This window comes from Neisseria perflava (assembly GCF_024170405.1).
Taxonomy (GTDB): Bacteria; Pseudomonadota; Gammaproteobacteria; order Burkholderiales; family Neisseriaceae; genus Neisseria; species Neisseria perflava_B.
Map to the genome: position 1 here is coordinate 1 of NZ_JALJYC010000032.1, position 22,371 is coordinate 22,371.

18 protein-coding genes and 2 pseudogenes are annotated in these 22,371 nt (G+C 52.4%); 14 read left to right on the top strand and 6 right to left on the bottom strand.

Translation table 11 applies throughout. The features are described 5' to 3' along the window. Positions 1 to 79: 79 nt before the first annotated feature. Together J2T37_RS10280 and J2T37_RS10285 are read right to left on the bottom strand one after the other, a co-directional pair. Complete coding sequence (locus J2T37_RS10280; RefSeq protein ID WP_253355645.1) at positions 80 to 511, bottom strand: hypothetical protein; 432 nt, start codon at positions 509 to 511, stop codon at positions 80 to 82. Between the two features lie 209 nt (positions 512 to 720). Beyond that, entirely contained in the window at positions 721 to 1,770 is a 1,050-nt protein-coding gene (locus J2T37_RS10285) for a histone deacetylase family protein (RefSeq protein WP_253355646.1), read from the bottom strand. A gap of 224 nt (positions 1,771 to 1,994) precedes the next feature. On the opposite strand from J2T37_RS10285, the gene yajC reads away from it, so the two are divergent. The 3 genes from yajC (at position 1,995) to secF (ending at position 5,191) form a co-directional block, all read left to right on the top strand. Continuing rightward, positions 1,995 to 2,258 carry a preprotein translocase subunit YajC gene (gene yajC / locus J2T37_RS10290; RefSeq protein WP_253355647.1) on the top strand — a complete coding sequence of 88 codons (264 nt, stop codon included), beginning with the start codon at positions 1,995 to 1,997 and terminating at the stop codon, positions 2,256 to 2,258. A gap of 137 nt (positions 2,259 to 2,395) precedes the next feature. After that, positions 2,396 to 4,252 carry a protein translocase subunit SecD gene (gene secD / locus J2T37_RS10295; protein WP_253355648.1) on the top strand — a complete coding sequence of 619 codons (1,857 nt, stop codon included), beginning with the start codon at positions 2,396 to 2,398 and terminating at the stop codon, positions 4,250 to 4,252. A 3-nt stretch (positions 4,253 to 4,255) separates the two neighbouring features. Then, the gene (gene secF / locus J2T37_RS10300; protein ID WP_253355650.1) at positions 4,256 to 5,191 is read left to right on the top strand and encodes a protein translocase subunit SecF; all 936 of its coding nucleotides are present in this window, start codon (positions 4,256 to 4,258) and stop codon (positions 5,189 to 5,191) included. A 685-nt stretch (positions 5,192 to 5,876) separates the two neighbouring features. Here secF and J2T37_RS10305 read toward each other — a convergent pair. Continuing rightward, on the bottom strand, positions 5,877 to 7,910 hold the full coding sequence (locus tag J2T37_RS10305) for a TonB-dependent siderophore receptor (protein WP_253355653.1): 2,034 nt from the start codon (positions 7,908 to 7,910) through the stop codon (positions 5,877 to 5,879). 412 nt (positions 7,911 to 8,322) lie between these two features. On the opposite strand from J2T37_RS10305, the gene J2T37_RS10310 reads away from it, so the two are divergent. The 5 genes from J2T37_RS10310 to J2T37_RS10330 all read left to right on the top strand — a co-directional run bounded on the left by J2T37_RS10310 (position 8,323) and on the right by J2T37_RS10330 (position 12,722). Further along, positions 8,323 to 8,646: a YnfA family protein gene (locus tag J2T37_RS10310; protein ID WP_253355655.1), complete on the top strand. Its 324-nt coding sequence runs from the start codon at positions 8,323 to 8,325 to the stop codon at positions 8,644 to 8,646. A gap of 78 nt (positions 8,647 to 8,724) precedes the next feature. Beyond that, entirely contained in the window at positions 8,725 to 10,023 is a 1,299-nt protein-coding gene (locus J2T37_RS10315) for an MFS transporter (protein WP_253355658.1), read from the top strand. Positions 10,024 to 10,054: 31 nt separating this feature from the next. Then, positions 10,055 to 10,297, top strand: a complete 243-nt coding sequence (locus J2T37_RS10320) for a hypothetical protein (RefSeq protein WP_253355660.1) — start codon at positions 10,055 to 10,057, stop codon at positions 10,295 to 10,297. Positions 10,298 to 10,515: 218 nt separating this feature from the next. Further along, positions 10,516 to 11,838, top strand: a complete 1,323-nt coding sequence (locus tag J2T37_RS10325) for a sugar porter family MFS transporter (RefSeq protein ID WP_253355662.1) — start codon at positions 10,516 to 10,518, stop codon at positions 11,836 to 11,838. 2 nt (positions 11,839 to 11,840) lie between these two features. Next, positions 11,841 to 12,722: a carbohydrate kinase family protein gene (locus J2T37_RS10330; protein WP_253355663.1), complete on the top strand. Its 882-nt coding sequence runs from the start codon at positions 11,841 to 11,843 to the stop codon at positions 12,720 to 12,722. A gap of 140 nt (positions 12,723 to 12,862) precedes the next feature. Here J2T37_RS10330 and J2T37_RS10335 read toward each other — a convergent pair whose 3' ends face one another. Together J2T37_RS10335 and serC are read right to left on the bottom strand one after the other, a co-directional pair. Further along, positions 12,863 to 13,420, bottom strand: a complete 558-nt coding sequence (locus tag J2T37_RS10335; protein WP_253355664.1) for a nitroreductase family protein — start codon at positions 13,418 to 13,420, stop codon at positions 12,863 to 12,865. Between the two features lie 195 nt (positions 13,421 to 13,615). Beyond that, positions 13,616 to 14,722 (bottom strand): phosphoserine transaminase, encoded by a 1,107-nt coding sequence (serC, locus tag J2T37_RS10340; RefSeq protein WP_253355665.1) that lies wholly within the window; start codon positions 14,720 to 14,722, stop codon positions 13,616 to 13,618. Between the two features lie 380 nt (positions 14,723 to 15,102). On the opposite strand from serC, the gene rimP reads away from it, so the two are divergent. The 6 genes and pseudogenes from rimP to J2T37_RS10365 all read left to right on the top strand — a co-directional run bounded on the left by rimP (position 15,103) and on the right by J2T37_RS10365 (position 20,910). Further along, complete coding sequence (rimP, locus tag J2T37_RS10345; RefSeq protein WP_253355666.1) at positions 15,103 to 15,534, top strand: ribosome maturation factor RimP; 432 nt, start codon at positions 15,103 to 15,105, stop codon at positions 15,532 to 15,534. Positions 15,535 to 15,566: 32 nt separating this feature from the next. Continuing rightward, a complete protein-coding gene (gene nusA / locus J2T37_RS10350) occupies positions 15,567 to 17,066 on the top strand; it encodes a transcription termination factor NusA (RefSeq protein WP_253355667.1) in 1,500 nt (499 codons plus the stop codon). 12 nt (positions 17,067 to 17,078) lie between these two features. After that, positions 17,079 to 17,378 (top strand): annotated as a pseudogene (locus tag J2T37_RS11585) (translation initiation factor IF-2 N-terminal domain-containing protein); the annotation flags it as partial. An 87-nt stretch (positions 17,379 to 17,465) separates the two neighbouring features. Further along, positions 17,466 to 19,952 (top strand): annotated as a pseudogene (infB, locus tag J2T37_RS10355) (translation initiation factor IF-2); the annotation flags it as partial. A gap of 151 nt (positions 19,953 to 20,103) precedes the next feature. Continuing rightward, positions 20,104 to 20,541, top strand: a complete 438-nt coding sequence (locus tag J2T37_RS10360) for a MarR family winged helix-turn-helix transcriptional regulator (protein ID WP_253355670.1) — start codon at positions 20,104 to 20,106, stop codon at positions 20,539 to 20,541. Positions 20,542 to 20,586: 45 nt separating this feature from the next. Continuing rightward, on the top strand, positions 20,587 to 20,910 hold the full coding sequence (locus tag J2T37_RS10365; protein WP_253355671.1) for a DMT family transporter: 324 nt from the start codon (positions 20,587 to 20,589) through the stop codon (positions 20,908 to 20,910). Positions 20,911 to 20,981: 71 nt separating this feature from the next. Here J2T37_RS10365 and J2T37_RS10370 read toward each other — a convergent pair whose 3' ends face one another. Beyond that, a complete protein-coding gene (locus J2T37_RS10370; RefSeq protein ID WP_253355672.1) occupies positions 20,982 to 22,193 on the bottom strand; it encodes an LD-carboxypeptidase in 1,212 nt (403 codons plus the stop codon). Positions 22,194 to 22,371: the final 178 nt, after the last annotated feature.

Here is a 22,371-nt window from a genome sequence, read left to right on the forward strand (position 1 = left end):
AGCTTGTTTTGCTTATAAGGGCTCAGTCGACTTTTTTTCATGGGATTTATTCTAAATGATTTTGAATAAATCTAGTTATCTAGTACAGCCCCATAATTTCAGCAAACTTTTCAGATGAAAATTCTGTAATAGTCAATGTCTGAGTAACCGTACCGGTGACAGTTTCATATTCGACATAATATTCAGTACCGATTAATTCGCTGTAAAATGTTTTCTCAACAGGTACATAACCTGTTACCGCTTCATAAGTGACGGTAAGAACGGCGGTTGAGCCTGTTACTTCAAGGTGTATAGAAGCGTCATTATTCACACCGATATTTAAGATGCTGGATGTCGCGGCAACTGTGTCGGCAGACAGAATCAAATCGGGATAAATATAGTCCGAGCCATCGTATAACGAATCACCGCTGTACAGCATGGCGTGGGTAGAAACGTCATATTCACCGAAAGAAGCATAATAAGTATTCATGTATGAATCATAAAATATGGAGGTTTCTGCTGCGCTACTCATGTCAAATCTCCTTAAATGAAAGCAAGCCAAATTTAGAAAGACATTACTTACCTTTAATTATATTCAAACAATTTATCAAATCCTTAGGTAAAAAAAATAAAAGCAATAAAATAATAAAAATCTCCAAATTAATAAAAATTAATTTTAATAAAATTCAATCCAGTAAAAGTAAAAAACGTTACTCAAATAAGTAATATTCCAAGATATTGTTAAATCCGCTTATTTTTTTTCTTCAACTTTTTCTCATAGCGCGCCGCTTCCGCCGTTTTACCCAGTCCCACCAATACGCCGATGTGTGCGGCGGCGGATTTGCCCAGCGGTTCTAGGGTGTAGCCGCCTTCCAATACCGATACGATTTTGCCGCCGCAGCTTGAGGCCGTCTGAATGATTTTATGCGTCAGCCAGGCATAATCGGCTTCGTGTAATTTCAGACGGCCGGTTTCATCGTCGCGGTGGGCGTCGAATCCGGCGGAAATCAAGACAAGCTCGGGCTTGAATGCGGCCAATAGCGGCAGCCATTGTTTTCGGATGATTTCGCGGAAACGGCGGCTGTCGGTTTTCGGCGCAAACGGGGTATGGTGCAGGTTGGGGTTGCGGCTGTCGCTTTTTTTGAGCTGGGGAAACGGGAATAAATCGGTTTCAAACATATCCAAAAGCAAAATACGCGGGTCGTCTTGGAAAATTTCGGTGGTGCCGTCGGCGTGGTGCACGTCAAAATCAATGATGGCGACGCGCTGCAAACGGTGTTTGGCTAGGGCGTGCATGGCGCCGACGGCGGTGTTGTTGATGAGGCAGAATCCGCCGGCTTGGTCGCTGTGGGCATGATGACCGGGCGGGCGGATGGCGCAAAAGGCGTGATAGGCTTTTTTCGCCATCACCATATCCACGGCCTGCACCACGGCGCCGGCGGCGAAGCGGGCGGCATACAGTGAATCATGGCTCATGACGGTATCGTCGTCGATACGGTAGATTTTGCCTTCGGCAGGCTGGTGGCATTCGAGGAAATTAAGATATTTGCGCGGGTGAACCAGCGCCAGCTGGCGGTCGCTGACTTCTTCGGCAGTAGCGGTTTGCAGCCGCCGCCAGATGTTTTGCTGCTTGAGCGCTTCCTCAATCACATGGATACGTTGCGGCGTGTCGGGGTGGCGGGCACCCGGTTGGTGTTGCAGGAAAATGGGATGGGAAATCCAAACCGTGCGGGCGTTTTTGCCCATCAGTCGGCGGAGCAGGGTACGCAGGCGGCGGATGAGTGCATTCATGGAAGCGGTGTTTTATGGTTGTGGATTCGGTGTTTTTCAGACGGCCTGGCGAGGCCGTCTGAAAAAGTCGGGCGGCTGACTGCTAAATCCGGTTAAAAATACGGAAATGCTTGGAATTTTTTCAGACGGCCTTTAGAATATACCGATTTTGGGGCTTGGCCGTGATACCGTCAACCCCGGTGGCTTTTTTAACCTTTTATCTTACTCAATAGAACGGAAAAACGATGGATTCAAACGTAATCGCCCAATTTGCCCCCTTAGTCCTGATTATGGTGGTGTTTTACTTCCTGATTATGCGCCCGCAACAAAAGAAATTCAAAGCGCACCAAGCCATGTTGAATGAATTGAAAGTCGGCGATAAAGTGGTGTTGGCTGCCGGTTTCAAAGGCCGCGTGACCAAAGTCGGCGAGCAGTTTTTCACCGTGGAAATCGGCCGCGGCGTGGAAGTGGAAGTAGAGCGCAACGCGATTGCCAGCAAGGTTGAGTAGTCCCTAATCTTGCTACAAAAGCCACCCCTTGAAAAGGGCGTGGCTGTTTGTCTTTTTTATACGAACCCGTTTGCCCGGCTCCGGCGCAGGCCGTCTGAAACAACCGTGCAGCGGGTTCAAAGCCAAAGGTTTGACCCATGAACCGTTACCCTTTATGGAAATACCTGCTGATTGCCTTCACCATTGTGTTGGCGGTGATTTACTCGCTGCCCAACCTGTTTGGCGAAACTCCGGCGGTGCAGGTATCCACCAACCGACAATCTATTGTCATCAACGACCAAACGCAGGCCAAAGTGTCGGCTGCGTTGCAGGCCGCCAAAATTCCGACCGACGGCATGTTTATCGTCGATAATTCGCTGAAAGTGCGTTTTAAAGACGCGGAAACCCAGCTCAAAGCGCGCGACGTGATTGAAAGCACGCTGGGCGAGGGCTACATTACCGCGCTCAATCTGCTGGCCGACAGCCCCGAATGGATGGCGAAAATCAACGCCAACCCGATGTTCCTCGGCCTCGACTTGCGCGGCGGCGTGCATTTCACCATGCAGGTGGACATGAAAGCGGCCATGCAGAAGACGTTTGAGCGCTATGCCGGTGATATCCGCCGCGAGCTGCGCCGTCAAAACATCCGTTTCGGTACTATCCGCCAAACCGACAGCAGCCTGACCGTGCCGTTCCAAGACGCGGGCGATGTGCAAAAAGCGCTGGCCGATTTGCAAAAACTGCTGCCGGAAGCGACTTTGACCGCCAACGCTAACGATATTGTCCTGACCCTGTCGCAAGACGTGATCAATAAAGTGCGTACCGATTCGGTGAAACAAAACATCACCACGCTGCACAACCGCGTCAACGAATTGGGCGTGGCCGAGCCGGTGATTCAGCAGTCCGGCGCCGACCGAATCGTGGTGCAACTGCCGGGCGTGCAGGATACCGCCAAAGCCAAAGACATCATCGGCCGTACCGCCACGCTGGAAGTGCGCATGGTGGAAGACGATCCGGCCAAAGTGCAGGCGGCTTTGAGCGGCAATGTGCCCAGCGGCTACGAATTGCTGTATAGCGCGGGCGAAAACCCGCAGCCGACTTTGGTAAGCAAACAAGTCGAGCTGACCGGCGACAACATCAACGACGCGCAACCGAGCTTTGACGAAATGGGCGCTCCGGCCGTCAGCATTAATCTGGACGGTACCGGCGGTACGATTTTTGGCGAGCTGACCGCGCAAAACGTCGGTAAACGCATGGCGATGGTGTTAATCGACCAGGGTAAATCCGAAGTGGTGACCGCGCCGGTTATCCGTCAGTCGATTACCGGTGGCCGCGTGCAGATTTCCGGCAGCATGAGCAGCGCCGAAGCCAACGATACTTCACTGCTGCTGCGTGCCGGTTCGCTGGCCGCGCCGATGCAGATTGTGGAAGAGCGCACCATCGGCCCGTCTTTGGGTAAGGAAAACATCGACAAAGGTTTCCACTCTACCTTGTGGGGATTTGCCGTGGTTGCCATCTTCATGGTGATTTACTACCGCCTGATGGGTTTCTTTTCAGTAATCGCGTTGAGCACCAATATCCTGTTTTTGGTGGCGATTTTGTCTGCATTGCAGGCAACCCTGACCCTGCCGGGTATTGCGGCGCTGGCGCTGACGCTGGGTATGGCGATTGACTCCAACGTATTGATTAACGAGCGTATTCGAGAAGAATTGCGCGCCGATGTACCGCCGCAGCAGGCGATTAACCTCGGTTTCCAACACGCATGGGCGACCATCGTCGATTCCAACCTGACCTCGCTGATTGCCGGTTTGGCGCTGCTGATTTTCGGTTCCGGCCCGGTGCGCGGTTTTGCCGTGGTGCACTGTATCGGTATCGTGACCTCGATGTATTCGTCGGTAGTGGTGTTCCGTGCGCTGGTTAACCTGTGGTACGGCCGCAAACGCCATCTGAAAAACATTTCCATTGGTTCGGTGTGGAAACCCGATACCGATACCGCAGCGGCCGCGAAGGAGTAAAGCATGGAACTATTTAAAATCAAACACGACATTCCGTTTATGAGTTACGGTAAACTGACCACGTTTATTTCGTTGGTCACGTTTATCGCCGCCGTGTTTTTCCTGGTGACCAAAGGTTTGAACTATTCCGTGGAATTTACCGGCGGTACGGTGATGGAAGTGGAATATGCGCAAGGCGTAGATGTTAATCAAACCCGCGACAAGCTGGACACGCTCAAATTGGGCGATGTGCAGGTGCAGGCGATGGGTACCAGTAAACACATCATGATTCGTCTGCCGAATAAAGAAGGCATGACCTCCGCACAGCTCTCCAACGACGTAATGAACCTGCTGAAAAAAGATTCGCCCGATGTGACCCTGCGTCAGGTTGAATTTATCGGCCCGCAAGTGGGCGAAGAGCTGGTGACCAACGGTCTGATGGCCTTGGGCATGGTCGTCATCGGTATTATTATCTACCTGTCTGTACGTTTTGAATGGCGCTTTGCCGTGTCCGCAATTATCGCCAATATGCACGATATTGTGATTATTCTCGGCTGCTTTGCCTTCTTCCAATGGGAATTTTCTCTGACCGTATTGGCGGGCGTGCTGGCGGTGTTGGGTTATTCGGTGAATGAATCGGTGGTGGTGTTTGACCGTATCCGCGAAAACTTCCGCAAACCGGCCATGCGCAACCATACTGTGCCGGAAGTCATCGACAACGCGATTACTTCTACCATCAGCCGTACCATGATTACCCACGGCTCGACCGAGGCGATGGTGATTTCCATGCTGGTGTTTGGCGGTACTGCGCTGCACGGTTTCTCCATGGCGCTGACCATCGGTATCGTATTTGGTATTTATTCATCCGTATTGGTGGCCAGTCCGCTGCTGCTGATGTTCGGCTTGAGCCGCGACAATATTGCCAAAGCGCCGAAGAAAAAAGAAGAAGTAGTGGTGTAAACGCTTTATTCTGGTTTGAATTTGAAAGCAAAATGCCGTCTGAATATTTCAGACGGCATTTTTATTGCTGGAGGAATATGGTTGTAGGGCAGGGTTGTTACTCCGCCCTACATTTGGGCAGGAATCTTTGATTTCGTTTTGAGACCTGTTGTGTAGCGACTGCGGTATGGCAAAGAACTGCGCTCAATGCCGCCTGTCTCATTCTGCGAATGAGCGGCGGAGTAGCAGCCCCGCCCTACGTTTATTACTCAAACGTAAGTTCGGGATAAGCGTTTTAAATATTTTTATTATTTTCAGAATCATACTATACTCCGGCAGACAGAAAATCGCTAGATTTTCGTCATTCCCGCGCAGGCGGGAATCCAGAAACCTGGCATTTCTGCGAAACCTGGCATTTCTGCAATGTTTTCAAGGCATCAGAAGCCCTAACGTCTGGATTCCCGCCTGCGCGGGAATGACGAATCCTTATGGATTCTGTCTGCCTAACCAAAACACGTTTCTAAAATTTAAAAAGAGATTCTATCTGTTTATCCCGAACTCACGTCACTCAAGCATGGGAAAGTTGTTTTCAGATTTTCTTATCCCGAACCCGCGTTTATGATGATAATTCTCAACAAAAATGCCGTCTGAAATGTTTAAAATTTCAGACGGCATTTCTTATCTAAATCAAGCGTGAAACGGCTGATTAGAATTTATAGCTGACAGAACCCACCACGCTGCGGCGTTCGCCCCAGTAGCAGTAGTAGCTGCAACCGCCGATGTATTCTTTATCGGTCAGGTTGGTAACGTTCAACTGGGCAGTCCAGTTTTTGGCAAATTTGTATTGCGCCAAGGCGTCAACCAAGGTGTAAGATGATACTTTATAGCCCGGCCAGTATTGCTCGTCGTTGGTGCTGCCGACATAGCGCACGCCAGTGCCCAAAGTCAAACCGTTTAGCGCGCCTTGGTCGAAGGCGTATTTCACTTGGGCTGCGGCTTGGTGGCGCGGAATCAGCGGAGTACGGATAGAGGTGTTGTAGCTGGTGTCCTGTTTGGAGTGGGTGTAGGTGTAGGACAGCGTGGCGCTCAAGTTGTCGGTCAGCTGCGCGTCGGCTTGCAATTCCACACCTTTGCCACGGCGTTTGCCGATTTGACGCATTACTGCGCTGGCGTCGCTGACCAAAGCGTTTTTCTCTTCCAAATCGAAGTAGGCGACAGACAGTTTGCCATCCAACCAGCTCGGCATGTATTTCACACCGGCTTCATATTGGCGGCCTTCATACGGTTTGTAGCCGTTACCGTAAGCGTCAGTACCGGAGAGCGGTTTAAACGATTCGGTGTAGCTGATATACGGGGAAATGCCGTTTTTGAAGTTGTACATCAGGCTGCCTTGGTAAGAGGTATGGCTGATGTCGTAGCCGTCTGAAGTACCGGCGGAGTAGGATTCGGATTTTGCTTTGTCATGACGGATACCGGCATTGACAACCAAACCGCCGTAGGTAAATTGGTCACGCAGGTACAAACCCAGCTGTTTCTGTTTCACTTCGTAGCGAGTACCAGATTTGACAATGCTGCTGCTGCCGTTAAACGGGGTAAACAGGTCGGTGCTGTTGACTGAGCCGAAGCCATTGTTCAGGCCACCGGTGTTGGAGTGCAGGTAGTCCACACCGCCCAACAAGGTGTTTTTCCAGCCATTGCCGTGCCAAGTTTTGCTCAAGCGGTTGTCGATGGTGTGGCTGTTAACCGTACCGTCGGTGTAGCTGTAACCACGATAAGCGGTACGTGCGCCATCGCTAGAGTAAGCGAATGTGCCCAACCAATCCAAATCTAAGTGGGAATAACGGTAGTTTTGGGTAAATTTCAGATCGTTGCCGAAGTCATGGGTAAATTCGTAACCAGCAGAGATGGTATTGCGTTTAACGTAATCGGCTTCGTCTTGATAAGTCGTACCATGAGATACTGTACCGACGGAGGTCGGGAACATCACACCGCTGGCAGGCAAGTGGACGCTGGTCGGCGTACCTTGCTGGCGGGAGAAACTGGTCAGCAGGGTCAGGCTGGTTTTGTCGCTGATGTCCCAAGTCAGGCTGGGCGCGATGTAGTAATTGTTGGTTTTGCCGTTGTAGTCACCTTTGCGGCGTTCGTAGTCGGCAACAACACGGTAGCGCACACTGTTGTCGTTGGTCAGCTTACCGCTGTAATCACCGAAGACACCGATACGGCCTTGCGTACCGGCGCGTACGCCGATTTCACCCTGCGGGGTTTCGGTCGGGCGTTTGGATACCAAGTTGACCAAGCCGCCGGTTTCGGCCGAACCGTAAGTCAGCGAGTCAGCGCCTTTTACCACCTCAATGGCTTCCAAGCCGTAAGGGTCGGGAATGACGGTAAAGAAGCCGTTTTGCTGAACCGGCGAGCCATCAACCGCGATGGAAGCGTCGAAGCCACGGATTTTAATCCATTCTTGTTTGGTGTCATAACCATATTGGCCGACGCGCACGCCGGATTCGTAGCGCAGGGCTTCGTCCAATTTCATCGGCGCTTTTTCGGCGATTTCTTTGGCGTTGATTACGGCGTTGGATTGGGCAGATTTGAATTTGATGCCTTCGATTTTACCGGCGCTGCCGACGACGTTAACGGTTTCCAATTCCGCCTCTTGCGCTTCTTCAGCAGCATAGGCAGGCGAGTAGATACCGAGTACGGCAGCCGCAATCAGGCTGGGGGTAAAGAGGGATTTTTTCATGTTTGGAGTCCAAATGATAAAGGCCGTCTGAACGGCGCGGTTGGCAAAATGAGATTCTGTATGCCGACAGGTAAAACGGGGTAGTTTTGCCTTTTTTTCAGACGGCAGGTGCGCGTGTGGGCGTCGGTTTTAGAGGGTGCTAATGATATGGGTTTCTGTTTGTATTTGCAAATTAATTGCCTAAATGTAGCGGTTTTGTTGGAAATATGTCGTATTCAAGTCAATTCGGGTTAATTAAAGTCTGCAAAACGAGATGAATCAGATTCATGGTGCAGACAAAAATTTCGCGTTTGCAGGCGGGGAGGGCTGACGTTATAGTGCAGTTTCCCGTTGCCGCCTTATGCCGTATATTGACGATGGTTTTTCATATTCATGGCGAAAGGCGGCGCATGGCCGCCGTAGGAGTAAGACGATGTGGGCTTCCGTTTTCTTTTTTATTTTGGCCGGATTGGCTGAGATTGGCGGCGGTTATCTGATTTGGCTGTATCTGCGCGAGGGGAAAAGCCCGCTGTATTTTTTGTTGGGCGGGATTGTGCTGGTGGTGTACGGCATTATTCCGACTTTGCAGCCGACGCCGAATTTCGGGCGGGTGTATGCCGCTTACGGCGGGGTGTTTGTGGCGTTGTCGGTGCTGTGGGGCTGGCTGGTGGACGGTATGGTGCCGGACGGCTATGACCTTGCCGGGGCGCTGATTTGTCTGCTGGGTGTGGCCGTTATCATGTATGCGCCGAGGTAGGGTGATTTCGGTATGGGATTGTTCAGACGGCTAGGCCGTCTGAAAATTTTTTAGATTAATGAAAATTAAAGGGAATCTATGGATTTGCGCCAGAAAATTGCCGCCGGACGGATGGGTGGTTATCAATGGATGGTGGTTGGTTTGGCGGTGTTGCTGAACATGCTGGACGGTTTTGATGTTTTGGCGGTGGCATTTACCGCAAAAAGTATCCAGACGGAATTGGGTTTGGATGGGGCGCATATCGGTACGCTGATGAGCGCGGGTCTGCTGGGGATGACGGTCGGCTCGATGTTGCTGGCACCACAGGCCGACCGTTTCGGCCGCCGCCCGCTGCTGATTTTTTCTACCGCGCTGTCGGCGGTGGGTATGCTGATGACGTATTTTTCGCATTCGGTGGAAAGCATTGCTGTGTGGCGCGTGGTAACGGGCTTGGGCGTGGGCGGCATTTTGCCGTGTACCAATGTGATTGTCAGCGAATATTCGAATAAGAAATGGCGCGGGCTGGCGATTGCGGTGTATGCCTCGGGCTTCGGTATCGGCGCGATGTTGGGCGGGATGTCGGCGGTATTTTTGCAGGGCAGCTACGGCTGGCGTTCGGTGTTTTTGGTCGGCGCGGGTTTGACGTTGGCGGCGATGGCGGTATTGTGCGCGCTGTTGCCCGAGTCGGTAGATTTTCTGCTCAACAAGCGTCCGGCCGATGCCAAAGCGCGTTTGGACAAGATTGCCGCCAAAATCGGCATTACGGGCGAGTGGACATTCCCGCAGGCGGATACGCAGGCGAAGAAAGCCAAAGTATCGGTATTGCGCCTGTTTGAACCGGCATACCGCAAAACCACGCTGTTGATTTGGCTGGCGTTTATTACCGTTATGGCGGGTTATTACTTCATTAGCTCGTGGACACCGGCGCTCTTGGAAGCGGCGGGCATGGCGAAGACGCAAAGCCAGACGGTGGGCATGGCGATTTCCATCGGCGGGGCGATCGGTTCGCTGGTGTTCGGCGTATTGGCCAGCCGCTGGTCGCCGCGTGCGGTATTGATTGCGTTTGCCGGTTTGTCGGCAGCGGCGGTGTTTGCCTTTTTGTCGGCGCATACCTTGGCTTTGGCGCTGGTGTTTGCTGTGTTGCTGGGCGCGTTGATGAACGGCTGTGTGGCCGGTTTGTACACCATCAATCCCAGCCTGTATGAGGCGGATTTCCGCAGTACCGGCGTGGGCATGACCATCGGTATCGGCCGCTTGGGTTCGATTTTGTCGCCGATTGCGGCGGGCAGCCTGCTGGATATGGGTTGGACGAAAAATGATTTGTACGGTGCTACGGCGGCGGTGATTCTGATTGCGGCGGCAGCGGTATTTTTGTTGAAACCGCAAACGCGCCATTAAGCGTTGCAGTGTGCAAATGAAAATAAAATAAATGAAAGGCCGTCTGAAAAATAAATTTTCAGACGGCCTTTCATTTGCATTTTTTATGCGTCGGGCGGATATGATTGTATTTAAGTTTCATACAATATATGCTCGCTTTGAAAGCGGGTTACCTGTGCGGATGAACAAAAAAGCGAATTTGCGCCGTAAATTTAAACATAATCTTGCGGTGAATCAAATTTATGTTCAAACACTTATTTTGTCTGCTTGTCAGCAAAGGGGATTTAAAACATAATACCTGCCACGCTTAATGTGTAAATATTATTACAAATCTGGAATATTTCAGATTAAATTATTTATAAAATAACAAAATCACCGGCATTGCCTATGTATTGCTGCGCCAAACCACCAAGAATAAGAAGTTTTACCCGAAGCCGTCTGAAACGCGGCTGCATCAAATGTTGTAACCGGTTTTTATCCGTAACTTTTTGATAGTGAATGAGGGCGTTTTTTATGAAACAATCCAAACTTCTTTATTGGTCTATTACCGTGGCGCTGGCCGGCTTTTTGTTTGGCTTCGATACGGTGGTGATTTCGGGCGCAGACCAAGCCTTGCAACGTTTGTGGGACAGCACGCCGCTGTTTCACGGCATGGTGGTGATGTCGTCCGCCTTGTGGGGTACGGTCATCGGTGCGCTGTTTGGCGGGATTCCGACCGACAAATTCGGCCGTAAGAAAACGCTGATTGCTATCGGCATTTTGTATGTGGCCGGGGCGCTGGGTTCGGCTTTGGTGTCAGACCCGTATGTATTCGCCTTTTTCCGCTTTATCGGCGGTTTGGGCGTGGGCGCGTCAACCATCGCGGCGCCGGCTTATGTGGCTGAAATTGCGCCGGCGGAAAAACGCGGCCGCTTGGTGGCGATGTACCAATTCAATATCGTCTTCGGTATTTTGATGGCCTATTTGTCCAACTTTATTTTTGCCAATTTGGATTTGGGCGAAAATACCTGGCGTTGGATGCTGGGTATCCAAGTGGTGCCTGCTGCGCTTTATACCTTGATGGTATTGGGTATTCCGATGTCGCCGCGCTGGTTGGCGATGAAAGGCCGCGTGGATGAAGCCGCTGCGGTTTTGAAACAGATTAATCCCGATGCCGATGTGCGCGATCTGGTGGCTTCGGCTCAAGCCGACGCAGGCAAAAAAGAAAGCCTATGGCAGAAAAAATACCGCCGTCCGGTCATTTTGGCCTTTTTGATTGCGTTTTTTAACCAGATGTCCGGCATCAATGCGTTTTTGTATTACGCGCCGCGTATTTTTGAAATCGCCGGTCTGGAGCAAAGCGCCGCCATGCTCAGCAGCGTGGGTATCGGTATTGTGAACCTGATTTTCACCTTTGTCGGCCTGTCGCTGATTGACAAACTCGGCCGCCGCCAGTTGATGTATATCGGTTCGTTCGGTTATATTATCTCGTTGGGTTTGGTGTCGCTGGCATTTTTCCTGCAATGGAAGGGTATGGCCGTACCGCTGTTCTTCTTCCTGTTTATCGCCGCACACGCCATCGGCCAGGGTACGGTAATTTGGGTGTTTATCTCTGAGATTTTCCCCAGCAACCTGCGTGCGCAAGGTCAGTCGTTGGGCAGCTCGACCCACTGGGTTTTGGCGGCTGCGATTCCGGCCATGATTCCGTTTTTGTTCTCCAGCATCGGCGCGGGCTGGGTGTTTGTCTGCTTTACCAGCATGATGGTATTGCAACTGTTTTTTGTGATGTTTATGATGCCTGAAACCAAGGGCGTTCCGTTGGAAGAGTTGTCCAAGTCGTTAATTAAGGAAGATTGATAATGAAAGTAACCAGTTTCGGTGAGGTGCTGTGGGATGATTTCCCGAGCGGCAAAGTGTTGGGCGGTGCGCCGTTGAACGTGATTGTCCGTATGCAGTCTTTAGGGGCCGACGTCAGCATCATCAGCCGCTATGGCAATGATGAAGACGGTAAAGAGCTGTTGCGCCAGATTGAAAGCAAAAACGTTAATACCGATTTGCTGCAAATCTGCGACGAATGCCCGACCAGTTTGGTGAAAGTCACTTTGGACAAAAGCGGCAGCGCGTCATACGAAATTGTTTACCCTTGCGCTTGGGACCGTATCCGCGTGGAAGAGGCTGCGTTGCAACGCGTGGCCGAATCCGATGCGTTTATCTTTGGCAGCCTGGCTGCGCGTGACGAAATTTCCCGCGCAACCTTGGATAAGCTGATTGAAAAAGCCAAGTTTAAGATTTTCGACGTCAATCTGCGCAAACCGCACTACGATACCTATCGCTTGCTGGAAACCATGAAAAAAGTCGATATGGTCAAGCTCAATGATGACGAGTTGTACGAATTGTCCGAAATCTACGGCTCGCCTTATCATTCTGTTGAGCAGAATATCTCTTTCTTGGCGAATCTGACCGGCGTAAAAGTATTGTGCGTGACCTTGGGCAGCCACGGCGCGGCTTTGTATAAAGACGGCCAGCTCTACCGCCACAGCGGTTTCCGCGTCAAAGTGGCTGATACCGTCGGCTCTGGCGACAGCTTCTTGGGCGGTCTGACTTACAAGCTACTGAACAATGCCGATCCGCAGGAAGCGATTACCTTCGCTTGCGCTTTGGGCGCATTGGTGGCCTCACGTCACGGCGCGACACCGGAAATTTCTTTGGGAGAAATTATTGAGTTTATGAATCCGGCTTAATAAGCGGTGTATAAAATAAAAAAGGCCGTCTGAAAAAACAAATTGTTTTTCAGACGGCCTTTTTTATGCCTTACAGAAATGTGCAAAAGCAATCAGCCACCTGATTGCTTTTGCATTTGTTCTATCATCTGCTGCCGATGTTACCAATAAGTTACAAACTGAGCCAAATCGGTATTTTTTGCGCCGCAGCCTTCTTCGGTCGGCGTGCCCACCATAATCAGGCCGATGATTTTGTCTTTGTCGCCGCAACCGAAAGCCTCACGCAAGAGCGGGCTATTGGTCCACAAGCCGGTAATCCAAACATTGTCGAAACCTTGTGCATTGGCTGCCAGTTGTAAGGCATACGCGGCGCAACCGGCGCTGAGCTGCTGCTCCCATTCCGGTTTCGGTTTCGGTACATCGCAGTTGGGGCGGAAGGTCACGCTGATGACCAGCGGCGCCATTTTGCCGATTTTTTCTGCTTTTTGCAGCGAATCGTTGCCGAAATTGCAGTCAATCACGGTTTGGCGCAGCAAATCGCGGAAACGCTGCATCCCGGCTTCGCTTTGAATCACGGTAAAGCGGAAAGGATGCATATTGCCGTGGTCAGGCACTTGCGTTGCCGCTTGCAGCATGATTTCCAATTGTTCGGTATTGGGAGCGGGTGCGGTGAGGTTTTTGGAGGAACGGCGGGTAGTAAGGAGCGTCAGTGCGTCCATAATGGTCAACCTTTGATGTGATGTGCGGAAAACGGCTTTTTATAGCACAAAATATCGGATTGCGCTAATTAGGGCTATCTTTGGCGAAACGGTATCGGGAAGTTTCAGGTATAAGCAGGCCGTCTGAAAAAGCGTTTTCAAGCTTGGCGGCAATCCGCAAGCCCATTTTCAGACGGCCTCAGTGATAAGGAAGATTTAACCGTAGCGGTGTTGGAAATCCTGCATAAATTCCACCAGCGCTTCCACGCCTTCCAGCGGCATGGCGTTGTAAATGCTGGCGCGCATGCCGCCCAGCGCTTTGTAGCCTTTGAGCAGCTTCAAGCCGCGCAGTTCGGCTTCCAAGACGAATTTCTTGTCCAAATCCGCGTTGGCGGTTTTGAAGATGACGTTCATTTTGGAGCGGGCATCCGGCACAATCGGATTGAGGTAAAAGCCGCCGCTGCCGTCAATCGCGGCATACAGCTTACGCGCTTTGATGGTGTTGACCGCTTCGATTTTTTTCACACCGCCGTAGGTTTGCAGCCAGCGGAACACCAGGCCGGACATATAAATCGGATAGGTGGCGGGGGTGTTGTACATGCCGTCACGCTCGACATGCGTCCGATAATTGAATACGCTCGGAATGTTTTTCGGGCAGCGTTCCAGCAAATCTTCGCGGATGATGATGACGGTCACACCCGCCGGGCCGATGTTTTTTTGCGCACCGGCGTAAATCAGGCCAAAGTCGGCCACATTGATTTCGCGCGACAGAATATCGCTCGACATATCGCAAACCAACAGCGGCAGGCCGTCTGAACGCTGCGGCAGATTTTGATATTGCAGACCGTGTACGGTTTCGTTGCTGACAAAATGGACAAAAGCGGAATCTTTATCCGTGTCCCAGCTTTCTACGGCGGGCAGGTCGTTGTAATCGAATTGCTCGCCGCCGTGCGCCGCCAGATGGATATGGGCGTCGGTCAAGAGCGGCATTTGCTCGTAGGCCAAACGGCTCCAGTTGCCGGTGACAACGGCGTCGGCACGTTTGAAGCCGTGCGCCAGATTCATGGCCACCATATTGAATTGCTGGGTAGCGCCGCCTTGCAGAAACAAAATTTTGTAATTATTCGGAATATTCAGCAACTGGCGCAAATCCTGCTCGGCGTGGTGCAGAATGCTCATAAACATGTCGGAACGGTGGCTCATTGCCATCACGGGAAAACCGGTGCCGTTGTAATCCAGCATTTCCTGCTGTGCGCGGCGCAATACGGCTTCCGGCAATACGGCGGGGCCGGCGGAGAAATTGTAGATGGTCGGGGTGGACATGTTCCGTCTTCCTTATATTCTAGATTAGAGAGTAAATTCAAATATGCGCTTGATTGTAGGGGGTAGGCGCTCTTTACGCAAGCCTTGCAAAGAAACGGTAGGCCGTCTGAAAAATCCATTATTTTTAATATATTGATTTTTAAAGATTAAATAATATTTCTGGGTGCTATTTGATAGAAAAGAAAAGATTTATTGTCAACAATAAGGGTGTATTGTCTCAAAGTCGGAAAGGCCGTCTGAACTTTTCAGACGGCCTGAAAAACAGCCGTCAAATCAATGCTTTTCTTTTTGCGGTAAAGTAGGTATAATGCAGCAATTTTTCTAATTTTACGAAAAATGGCCACAGGGCCATTTTTTTGTTTTTGTACTTGTGGAGCAGCATGGATATTCAAACGATTCTGGATAAAACCCTACCGGGCTTGGGTTACGAGCTGGTGGATTTTGAATTGACCGCGCAAGGCGATTTGCGTGTGTTTATCGACAAAGAGGGCGGCATTACCGTAGAAGACTGCGCAACCGTCAGCAACCACCTCAGCCGCGTGTTTATGGTGGAAGACATCGATTACAAACGCTTGGAAATTTCCAGCCCCGGTCTTGATCGTCCGCTGAAAAAAGCCGCCGATTTCGTGCGCTTTGCCGGTCAGAATGCCAAAATCAAAACCCGCCTGCCGATTGAGGGTCAGAAAAACTTTATCGGCCGCATCGAAAAATGCGAAAACGATGTGGTAAGCGTATCGTTTGACGGCAAAACCGTTGACATCGAGTTGAGTAACATCGACAAAGCCCGTCTGCGCCCCGAATATAAATTTTAAATGTGATAAAACCAAATACGGAGATTCTTAAAATGAGTCGTGAAATGTTGCAACTGGCCGAAGCGCTGGCCAGCGAAAAAAACGTTGAAGCGGAAGTGGTGTTTGAGGCGTTGGAATTTGCCCTTTCTACTGCCGCCAAGAAAAAAGCCGACCGCGAGCACATGGATGTGCGCGTGGAAATCGACCGCGATACCGGCGAATACCGCACCTTCCGCCGCTGGTTGATTGTGGCTGATGAAGATTACACCTATCCCGACGTGGAAAAAACCATCGAGGAAATCCAAGAGGAAATCCCGGGTACCACCATCCAAATCGGCGAGTATTACGAAGAGCAGTTGGAAAACGAAGGTTTCGGCCGTCAAGCCGCGCAAACCGCCAAGCAAATCATTTTGCAGCGTATCCGCGATGCCGAGCGCGAGCAGATTTTGAACGAATTTTTGGCCAACCGCGAAGACATCATTATGGGTACGGTCAAGCGTGTGGAACGCCACGGCACGATTATCGAAATCGGCCGCTTAGACGCCCTCTTGCTGCGCGATCAAATGATTCCGCGTGAAAATTTCCGCAGCGGCGACCGCGTGCGCGCGCTGTTCCTGCGTGTGGACGAAATCGGTAACACCGGCCGCAAACAAGTGATTCTGAGCCGTACTTCCGGTGATTTTTTGGCGAAACTGTACGAGCAGGAAGTGCCGGAAATTGCAGACGGCCTGTTGGAAATCCGCGAAGTGGCGCGCGATCCGGGCCAACGTGCCAAAGTCGCCGTTAAAGCCAATGACCAACGTATCGACCCGCAGGGTACTTGTATCGGCGTGCGCGGTTCGCGTGTCAACGCCGTCAGCAACGAATTAGCGGGCGAGCGTATCGACGTGGTGTTGTGGTCGCCGGAAACCGCGCAGTTTGTGATTAACGCCTTGTCTCCGGCCGAAGTATCGCGCATTTTGATTGACGAAGACAAACACGCCGTTGACGTGATTGTGGCAGAAGACCAACTGGCGCTGGCCATTGGTCGCGGCGGTCAAAACGTGCGCTTGGCTTCCGACTTGACCGGTTGGCAGTTGAACATCATGACCGTGGCCGAAGCCGACGAGCGCAATGCCGCCGAAGACGCCGCCATCCGCCAGCTGTTTACCGAAAACCTCAATATCGACGACGAAACCGCCGATATTTTGGTGCAGGAAGGCTTTGCGACGTTGGAAGAAGTGGCGTATGTGCCTGCCAGCGAGCTGTTGGAAATCGAAGGCTTTGACGAAGAAATCGTTGAAGCGCTGCGCAACCGCGCCCGCGATGCGATTCTGACGCTGGCGATTGCTTCTGAAGAAAAATTGGAAGATGTGTCCGAGGATATGCGCAATCTCGAAGGCGTGGATGCCGATATGCTGCGCGACCTGGCGCAGGCCGGTATTACCAACCGCGATGATTTGGCCGAGCTGTCTGTGGACGAGCTGATTGAAATTACCGGCGTGACCGAGGAAGAAGCTAAAGAAGTGATTCTGGCTGCCCGCGCACACTGGTTCACCGAAGAAAACAACTAAAGGGGGTAATCGATGAGTAACACAACCGTAGAACAATTTGCCGCCGATCTGAAACGCCCCGTTGAAGACCTGCTCCAGCAGCTCAAAAGCGCGGGTGTTGAAAAAAGCAGCGGCAGCGACAGCCTGACGCTGGAAGATAAAAAACTGCTGAATGCCTATCTGCAAAAGAAAAACGGTATTGAGAGCGCCCCCATTAGCATTCGCCGTACCAAAACCGAAGTGGATACTGTGGGCGGAGTGAAAGTAGAACGCCGTAAAAGCCGTTCGGTTACCATTCCGTCGGCTGCCGAATTAGCAGCCGAGGCCAAAGCGAAAGCCGAGGCGCAAAAAGCCGCCGAAGCTGAAGAAGCTGCGGCCAAAGCGCAGGCGGAACAGGCTCAGTTGGCTGAAAAAGAGGCGGCAGAGCAAGCGGCGGCGGAACAGGCTGCGGCAGAAAAAGCGCAGGCTAAAGCGCAAGCCGAGGCTGAAGCCGCCAAGCTGAAAGCCGCGCAAGCTGCCAAAGCCGAATCGCCGAAAGCAGAAGCTAAAGCCGAGAGCAAGCCGTCTGAAAAACCGGCCGAACACAAAGGTGAAGAAAAAGCCAAAGCAGACAAGCCGAAATCCGACAAACCGAAAGCGGACAAATCCGGCAAAGGCAAAGACGCGAAAAAAGCAGCGCCCGCCGCTCCTGCCGTACCGCAACCGGTGGTGAATGCCGAAGAAGCGGAACGCCGCGCGGAAGAAGAGCGCCGAGCAGCCGCCCTGCGTGCGCACCAAGAAGCCTTGTTGAAAGAAAAACAAGAGCGTCAGGCGCGTCGCGAGGCCGCCAAACTGCAGGCGCAACAGGAAGCGAAAACGGCTAAAGAAGCCAAAGCAGCCGAACTGCGCACCGCCAAACCTTCCGCCCCGAAAGCGGAAAAACCGGCCGCAGCCGCCACGGCCAAAGCCGCACCTGCCGACAACAGCGGCAACGCACCGGCTCGCAACAAAAAAGACGAACGCCACAACCGCGACGAGGACAGCCGTCCGCGCGGCAAAGGTGCGAAAGGCCGCAACCAAGGCGGTAACGACGAGCGCGTACGCGGCGGTAAAAAAGGCAAGAAACTCAAACTCGAGCCGAACCAACACGCTTTCCATGCGCCGACCGAGCCGGTGGTGCATGAAGTGCTGGTGCCTGAAACCATTACTGTGGCCGATTTGGCGCACAAAATGGCAGTCAAGGGCGTAGAAGTGGTGAAAGCCCTGATGAAAATGGGCATGATGGTGACCATCAACCAATCCATCGACCAAGACACCGCCCTGATTGTGGTGGAAGAACTCGGCCACATCGGTAAACCGGCTGCCGCCGACGATCCGGAAGCCTTCTTGGATGATGCGGAACATGTGGAAGCCGAGCTGCTGCCGCGTCCGCCGGTGGTAACCGTGATGGGTCACGTTGACCACGGTAAAACCTCGCTGCTTGACTACATCCGCCGCGCCCGTGTGGTGCAAGGCGAAGCGGGCGGTATTACCCAGCACATCGGTGCTTACCACGTGGAAACCCCGCGCGGTGTGATTACCTTCTTGGATACCCCAGGTCACGAAGCGTTTACCGCCATGCGTGCGCGCGGTGCGAAAGCTACCGACATCGTGATTTTGGTGGTGGCTGCTGACGACGGTGTCATGCCGCAAACCATCGAGGCGATTGCCCACGCAAAAGCGGCAGGCGTGCCGATTGTGGTGGCCGTCAACAAAATCGATAAAGAGGCCGCCAACCCCGAACGTATCCGCCAAGAATTGACCGCGTATGAGGTAATTCCGGATGACTGGGGCGGTACCACCCAATTTATTGATGTGTCTGCCAAACAAGGCATTAACATCGACAAATTGCTGGAAGCCGTGTTGCTGGAAGCGGAAGTGTTGGAACTGAAAGCACCGGTGGACGCACCTGCCAAAGGTATCGTGGTCGAAGCCCGCTTGGATAAAGGCCGTGGTGCGGTGGCAACGCTGCTGGTACAAAGCGGTACGTTGCGCAAAGGCGATATGCTGCTGGCCGGTACTGCTTTCGGTAAAGTCCGCGCAATGGTAGATGAAAACGGCAAAGCGGTTGACGAAGCCGGCCCGTCTATTCCGGTAGAAATCCTGGGCTTGTCTGACGTGCCCAATGCCGGTGAAGACGCGATGGTGTTGGCCGACGAGAAAAAAGCGCGCGAAATCGCCTTGTTCCGCCAAGGCAAATACCGCGACGTGCGTTTGGCCAAACAGCAGGCGGCGAAACTGGAAAACATGTTCAACAACATGGGCGAAGGTCAGGCGCAAAGCCTGCCGGTCATCATCAAAGCCGACGTGCAGGGTTCTTACGAAGCCTTGGCGGGCAGCCTGAAAAAACTGTCCACCGACGAAGTCAAAGTCAGCGTTTTGCACAGCGGTGTGGGCGGTATTACCGAGAGCGACGTCAACCTGGCGATTGCTTCCGGCGCGGTGATTATCGGCTTTAACGTGCGTGCGGATGCGCAGGCGCGTAAACTGTCGGAATCTGAAAACGTGGAAATCCGCTACTACAACATCATTTACGATGCCATCGACGATGTGAAAGCGGCCATGAGCGGCATGCTGAAGCCGGAAGAGAAAGAGCAGATTACCGGTACCGTGGAAATCCGCCAAGTCATCAGTGTGTCCAAAGTCGGCAACATCGCCGGCTGTATGGTCACCGACGGCGTGGTCAAACGCGATTCGCATATCCGCCTGATCCGCAACAACGTGGTCATTCATACCGGCGAATTGGCTTCTTTGAAACGCTATAAAGACGACGTAAAAGAAGTCAAAATGGGCTTCGAGTGCGGCCTGATGATTAAAAACTTTAATGAAATCATGGAAGGCGATCAGCTCGAATGCTTCGACATTGTGGAAGTAGCGCGTACGCTGTAAGCTGATGTGAAATAACGGCAAAGGCCGTCTGAAAACGACTGTGTTTTCAGACGGCCTTTTTTTATTTTGAGATTTTTCTTGAATTAGTCTGAAAAATGACTATAATACGCAACTAGTCATTTTTCAGACTAATTCAAGAAAAGGTAAACCCATGCACCAAATGGATGAAATCGGCCGACTGATGGCGCAAATTCTCACGCTATACGAGCAGTGGGCCAAGCAGCAGGGGCTGAATTACAACACGCTGGCGGTTTTGTATGTATTAGCGACGGAAGGCCGCCGCACGCAAAAGCAGATTGGCGAAAGCTGGCATTTGCCCAAGCAGACGGTGTTTTCCATCTGCCGCCAGTTGAAGGAGCAGGGCTATGTGGATTTTGCCCAAGACAATCCTGACAAACGCGAAAAAAGTGTTTTTCTCACTGACAGCGGGCAGGCCTATGCGCAGCCTTTTGCGGAAAAAATGAGGGCGTTGGAAAACGCCGCCTTTGCGCGGTTCGGTGTTCGGGAAGCGCAGCAGCTGATTACAGAACTTCGGCGTTTGGCAGATTTGCTGAATGAGGCAATGAGCAGTGCCGGAACGGAAGTCTGATGGAAGATACCGACAAAATTTAAATATTGTAGGAAAGGAAAAGTTATGGGTTGGATTTATCTGATTAGCGCCGGTTTGCTGGAAGTAGGCTGGCCTTTGGGTTTGAAACTGGTGCAGCAGGACGGCTGGCGTTGGCAGGGTGTAGCGCTGGCGGCGGCCTTTATGCTGGCCAGCGGTTATTTGCTGTTTCTGGCGCAACGCACCATCCCGATGGGTACGGCTTACGGCGTGTGGACAGGTATCGGCGCCATCGGCGCATTTTTGGTCGGCGTGGTATTTTTTGGCGACGCTTCCTCACTGGGGCGCTGGTTGGGCATTTTCCTGATTACCTCGGGTGTGGTAGTAATGAAGTTAAGCAGTGCACATTGAGTGTTAAAAAGGCCGTCTGAAAACATAACAGTATGTTTTCAGACGGCCTTTTGTTTTTTAACGCTCAAGATTTACTCGATAATTTCCTCAATAATCGTGCCCGAAGTCGGATAAGCAGACGAACCGTCGAACACCGGTACCGGCGGCGGCAGCAGGCTGTCGAGGTTCAGGCTGGCGGCGTTCAGTGTCGGGTAGCCGCTGAAGGTCACGGAATAACCGCCGTTGCCTGTGCTGCGTACTTGCGCCTGCGCGCCCAGTGGGAACGTGGCTTTGTTGGTGATGTGTCCGAACGGGAAACCGGTCAATACCGGTACGCGGGTCACGCGGTTGATTTGGTTGATGACCGCCGACAAATCATAGCTGGAATCGTAGGTGTCGCGGATGGTGCCCATGCGGAAATCGCCGAAAATAATCGCTTTTTGTTTTTGCAACACGCCCGCCAGATAGAGCGTGTTGAGCATGCGTTCGATACGGTAGGGCTGCTCGCCCACGTCTTCCAAAAACAGAATGCCGCCTTGGATATCGGGCATATACGGCGAACCGGCCAGCGAAGCCAAGACGCTCAGATTGCCGCCCCACAGCGTGCCTTCGGCGTTGACATCGCCGCGCTGGATGCTGAATACATCAATGGTGTTGCGCGCGTTGGTGGTACCTCGGATAAAAGCGTCCATGGTAAACGTGCTCATGTCGGGTTTGCCGAATTCGCTATAGACCATCGGGCCGGCGAAGCTCATCATGTTGCCTTTGGCCAGCAAGCCCAACTGGATGGCGCAGACGTCGCTAAATCCGAAAAACAAAGTGCCGCGTTCGCGCATGCGTGCGCCCAACGAGGCAAAATCAATGCTCGGCAACAGACGCGCCGCGCCGTAGCCGCCGCGCAAGCCCATCAATACTTTCGGCGTTTGTACGCGGCCGCTGGCGACGTCTTGGAAATCGGCGATACGCTCGGCATCGCTGCCGGCAAAACGCTGGTAGCGGCGCGAAGCGGCCTGCTGGTTGGTCACGGTGAAACCGGCGTTGTACAGGCGGGTCATGCCGAGGTTGGCGCGTTCGTAAGATTCGGCAAAGCCGGACGGGGCAACCACGCGCAGGATGTTGTCACCGCTGCGGGCGGTAGCGGCTGACGCTGTGCGGCTCGGCTGCACGGGACGGGCTTTTGCCGTAGCGGTAGAACGGCTGGTCGGCTTTTGATTGGTGCTGCTGCCGCAGGCGGTCAGCAAACCCGCGCCCGCAGCGGCGGCGGAGGCGCGGAGGAAATGGCGGCGTGAAGGTTGCCAAGTCATAATGTGTGGATTCCTTTAGGGTTATTGTTTTTTCAGACGGCCTTATGTTTATTTAATGCCGTCTGAAAAGGGGTTGAAACAGAGTAGCAACTGTGTTGCCAACCCGTCGGTCAGTAACATCAAACACGGTTAATTATGCACATTGCAGGCCGTCTGACTTCAGGTAATCCCTTACCCG

Coding starts and splice junctions, on each gene's coding strand:
- J2T37_RS10370 (WP_253355672.1), bottom strand. CDS start 22,193: ATGACTTGGCAACCTTCACGCCGCCATTTCCTCCGCGCCTCCGCCGCC.
- J2T37_RS10365 (WP_253355671.1), top strand. CDS start 20,587: ATGGGTTGGATTTATCTGATTAGCGCCGGTTTGCTGGAAGTAGGCTGG.
- J2T37_RS10335 (WP_253355664.1), bottom strand. CDS start 13,420: ATGGACGCACTGACGCTCCTTACTACCCGCCGTTCCTCCAAAAACCTC.
- J2T37_RS10360 (WP_253355670.1), top strand. CDS start 20,104: ATGCACCAAATGGATGAAATCGGCCGACTGATGGCGCAAATTCTCACG.
- J2T37_RS10320 (WP_253355660.1), top strand. CDS start 10,055: ATGAAAGGCCGTCTGAAAAATAAATTTTCAGACGGCCTTTCATTTGCA.
- J2T37_RS10280 (WP_253355645.1), bottom strand. CDS start 511: ATGAGTAGCGCAGCAGAAACCTCCATATTTTATGATTCATACATGAAT.
- J2T37_RS10310 (WP_253355655.1), top strand. CDS start 8,323: ATGTGGGCTTCCGTTTTCTTTTTTATTTTGGCCGGATTGGCTGAGATT.
- rimP (WP_253355666.1), top strand. CDS start 15,103: ATGGATATTCAAACGATTCTGGATAAAACCCTACCGGGCTTGGGTTAC.
- nusA (WP_253355667.1), top strand. CDS start 15,567: ATGAGTCGTGAAATGTTGCAACTGGCCGAAGCGCTGGCCAGCGAAAAA.
- secF (WP_253355650.1), top strand. CDS start 4,256: ATGGAACTATTTAAAATCAAACACGACATTCCGTTTATGAGTTACGGT.
- secD (WP_253355648.1), top strand. CDS start 2,396: ATGAACCGTTACCCTTTATGGAAATACCTGCTGATTGCCTTCACCATT.
- serC (WP_253355665.1), bottom strand. CDS start 14,722: ATGTCCACCCCGACCATCTACAATTTCTCCGCCGGCCCCGCCGTATTG.
- J2T37_RS10305 (WP_253355653.1), bottom strand. CDS start 7,910: ATGAAAAAATCCCTCTTTACCCCCAGCCTGATTGCGGCTGCCGTACTC.
- J2T37_RS10330 (WP_253355663.1), top strand. CDS start 11,841: ATGAAAGTAACCAGTTTCGGTGAGGTGCTGTGGGATGATTTCCCGAGC.
- J2T37_RS10315 (WP_253355658.1), top strand. CDS start 8,725: ATGGATTTGCGCCAGAAAATTGCCGCCGGACGGATGGGTGGTTATCAA.
- yajC (WP_253355647.1), top strand. CDS start 1,995: ATGGATTCAAACGTAATCGCCCAATTTGCCCCCTTAGTCCTGATTATG.
- J2T37_RS10285 (WP_253355646.1), bottom strand. CDS start 1,770: ATGAATGCACTCATCCGCCGCCTGCGTACCCTGCTCCGCCGACTGATG.
- J2T37_RS10325 (WP_253355662.1), top strand. CDS start 10,516: ATGAAACAATCCAAACTTCTTTATTGGTCTATTACCGTGGCGCTGGCC.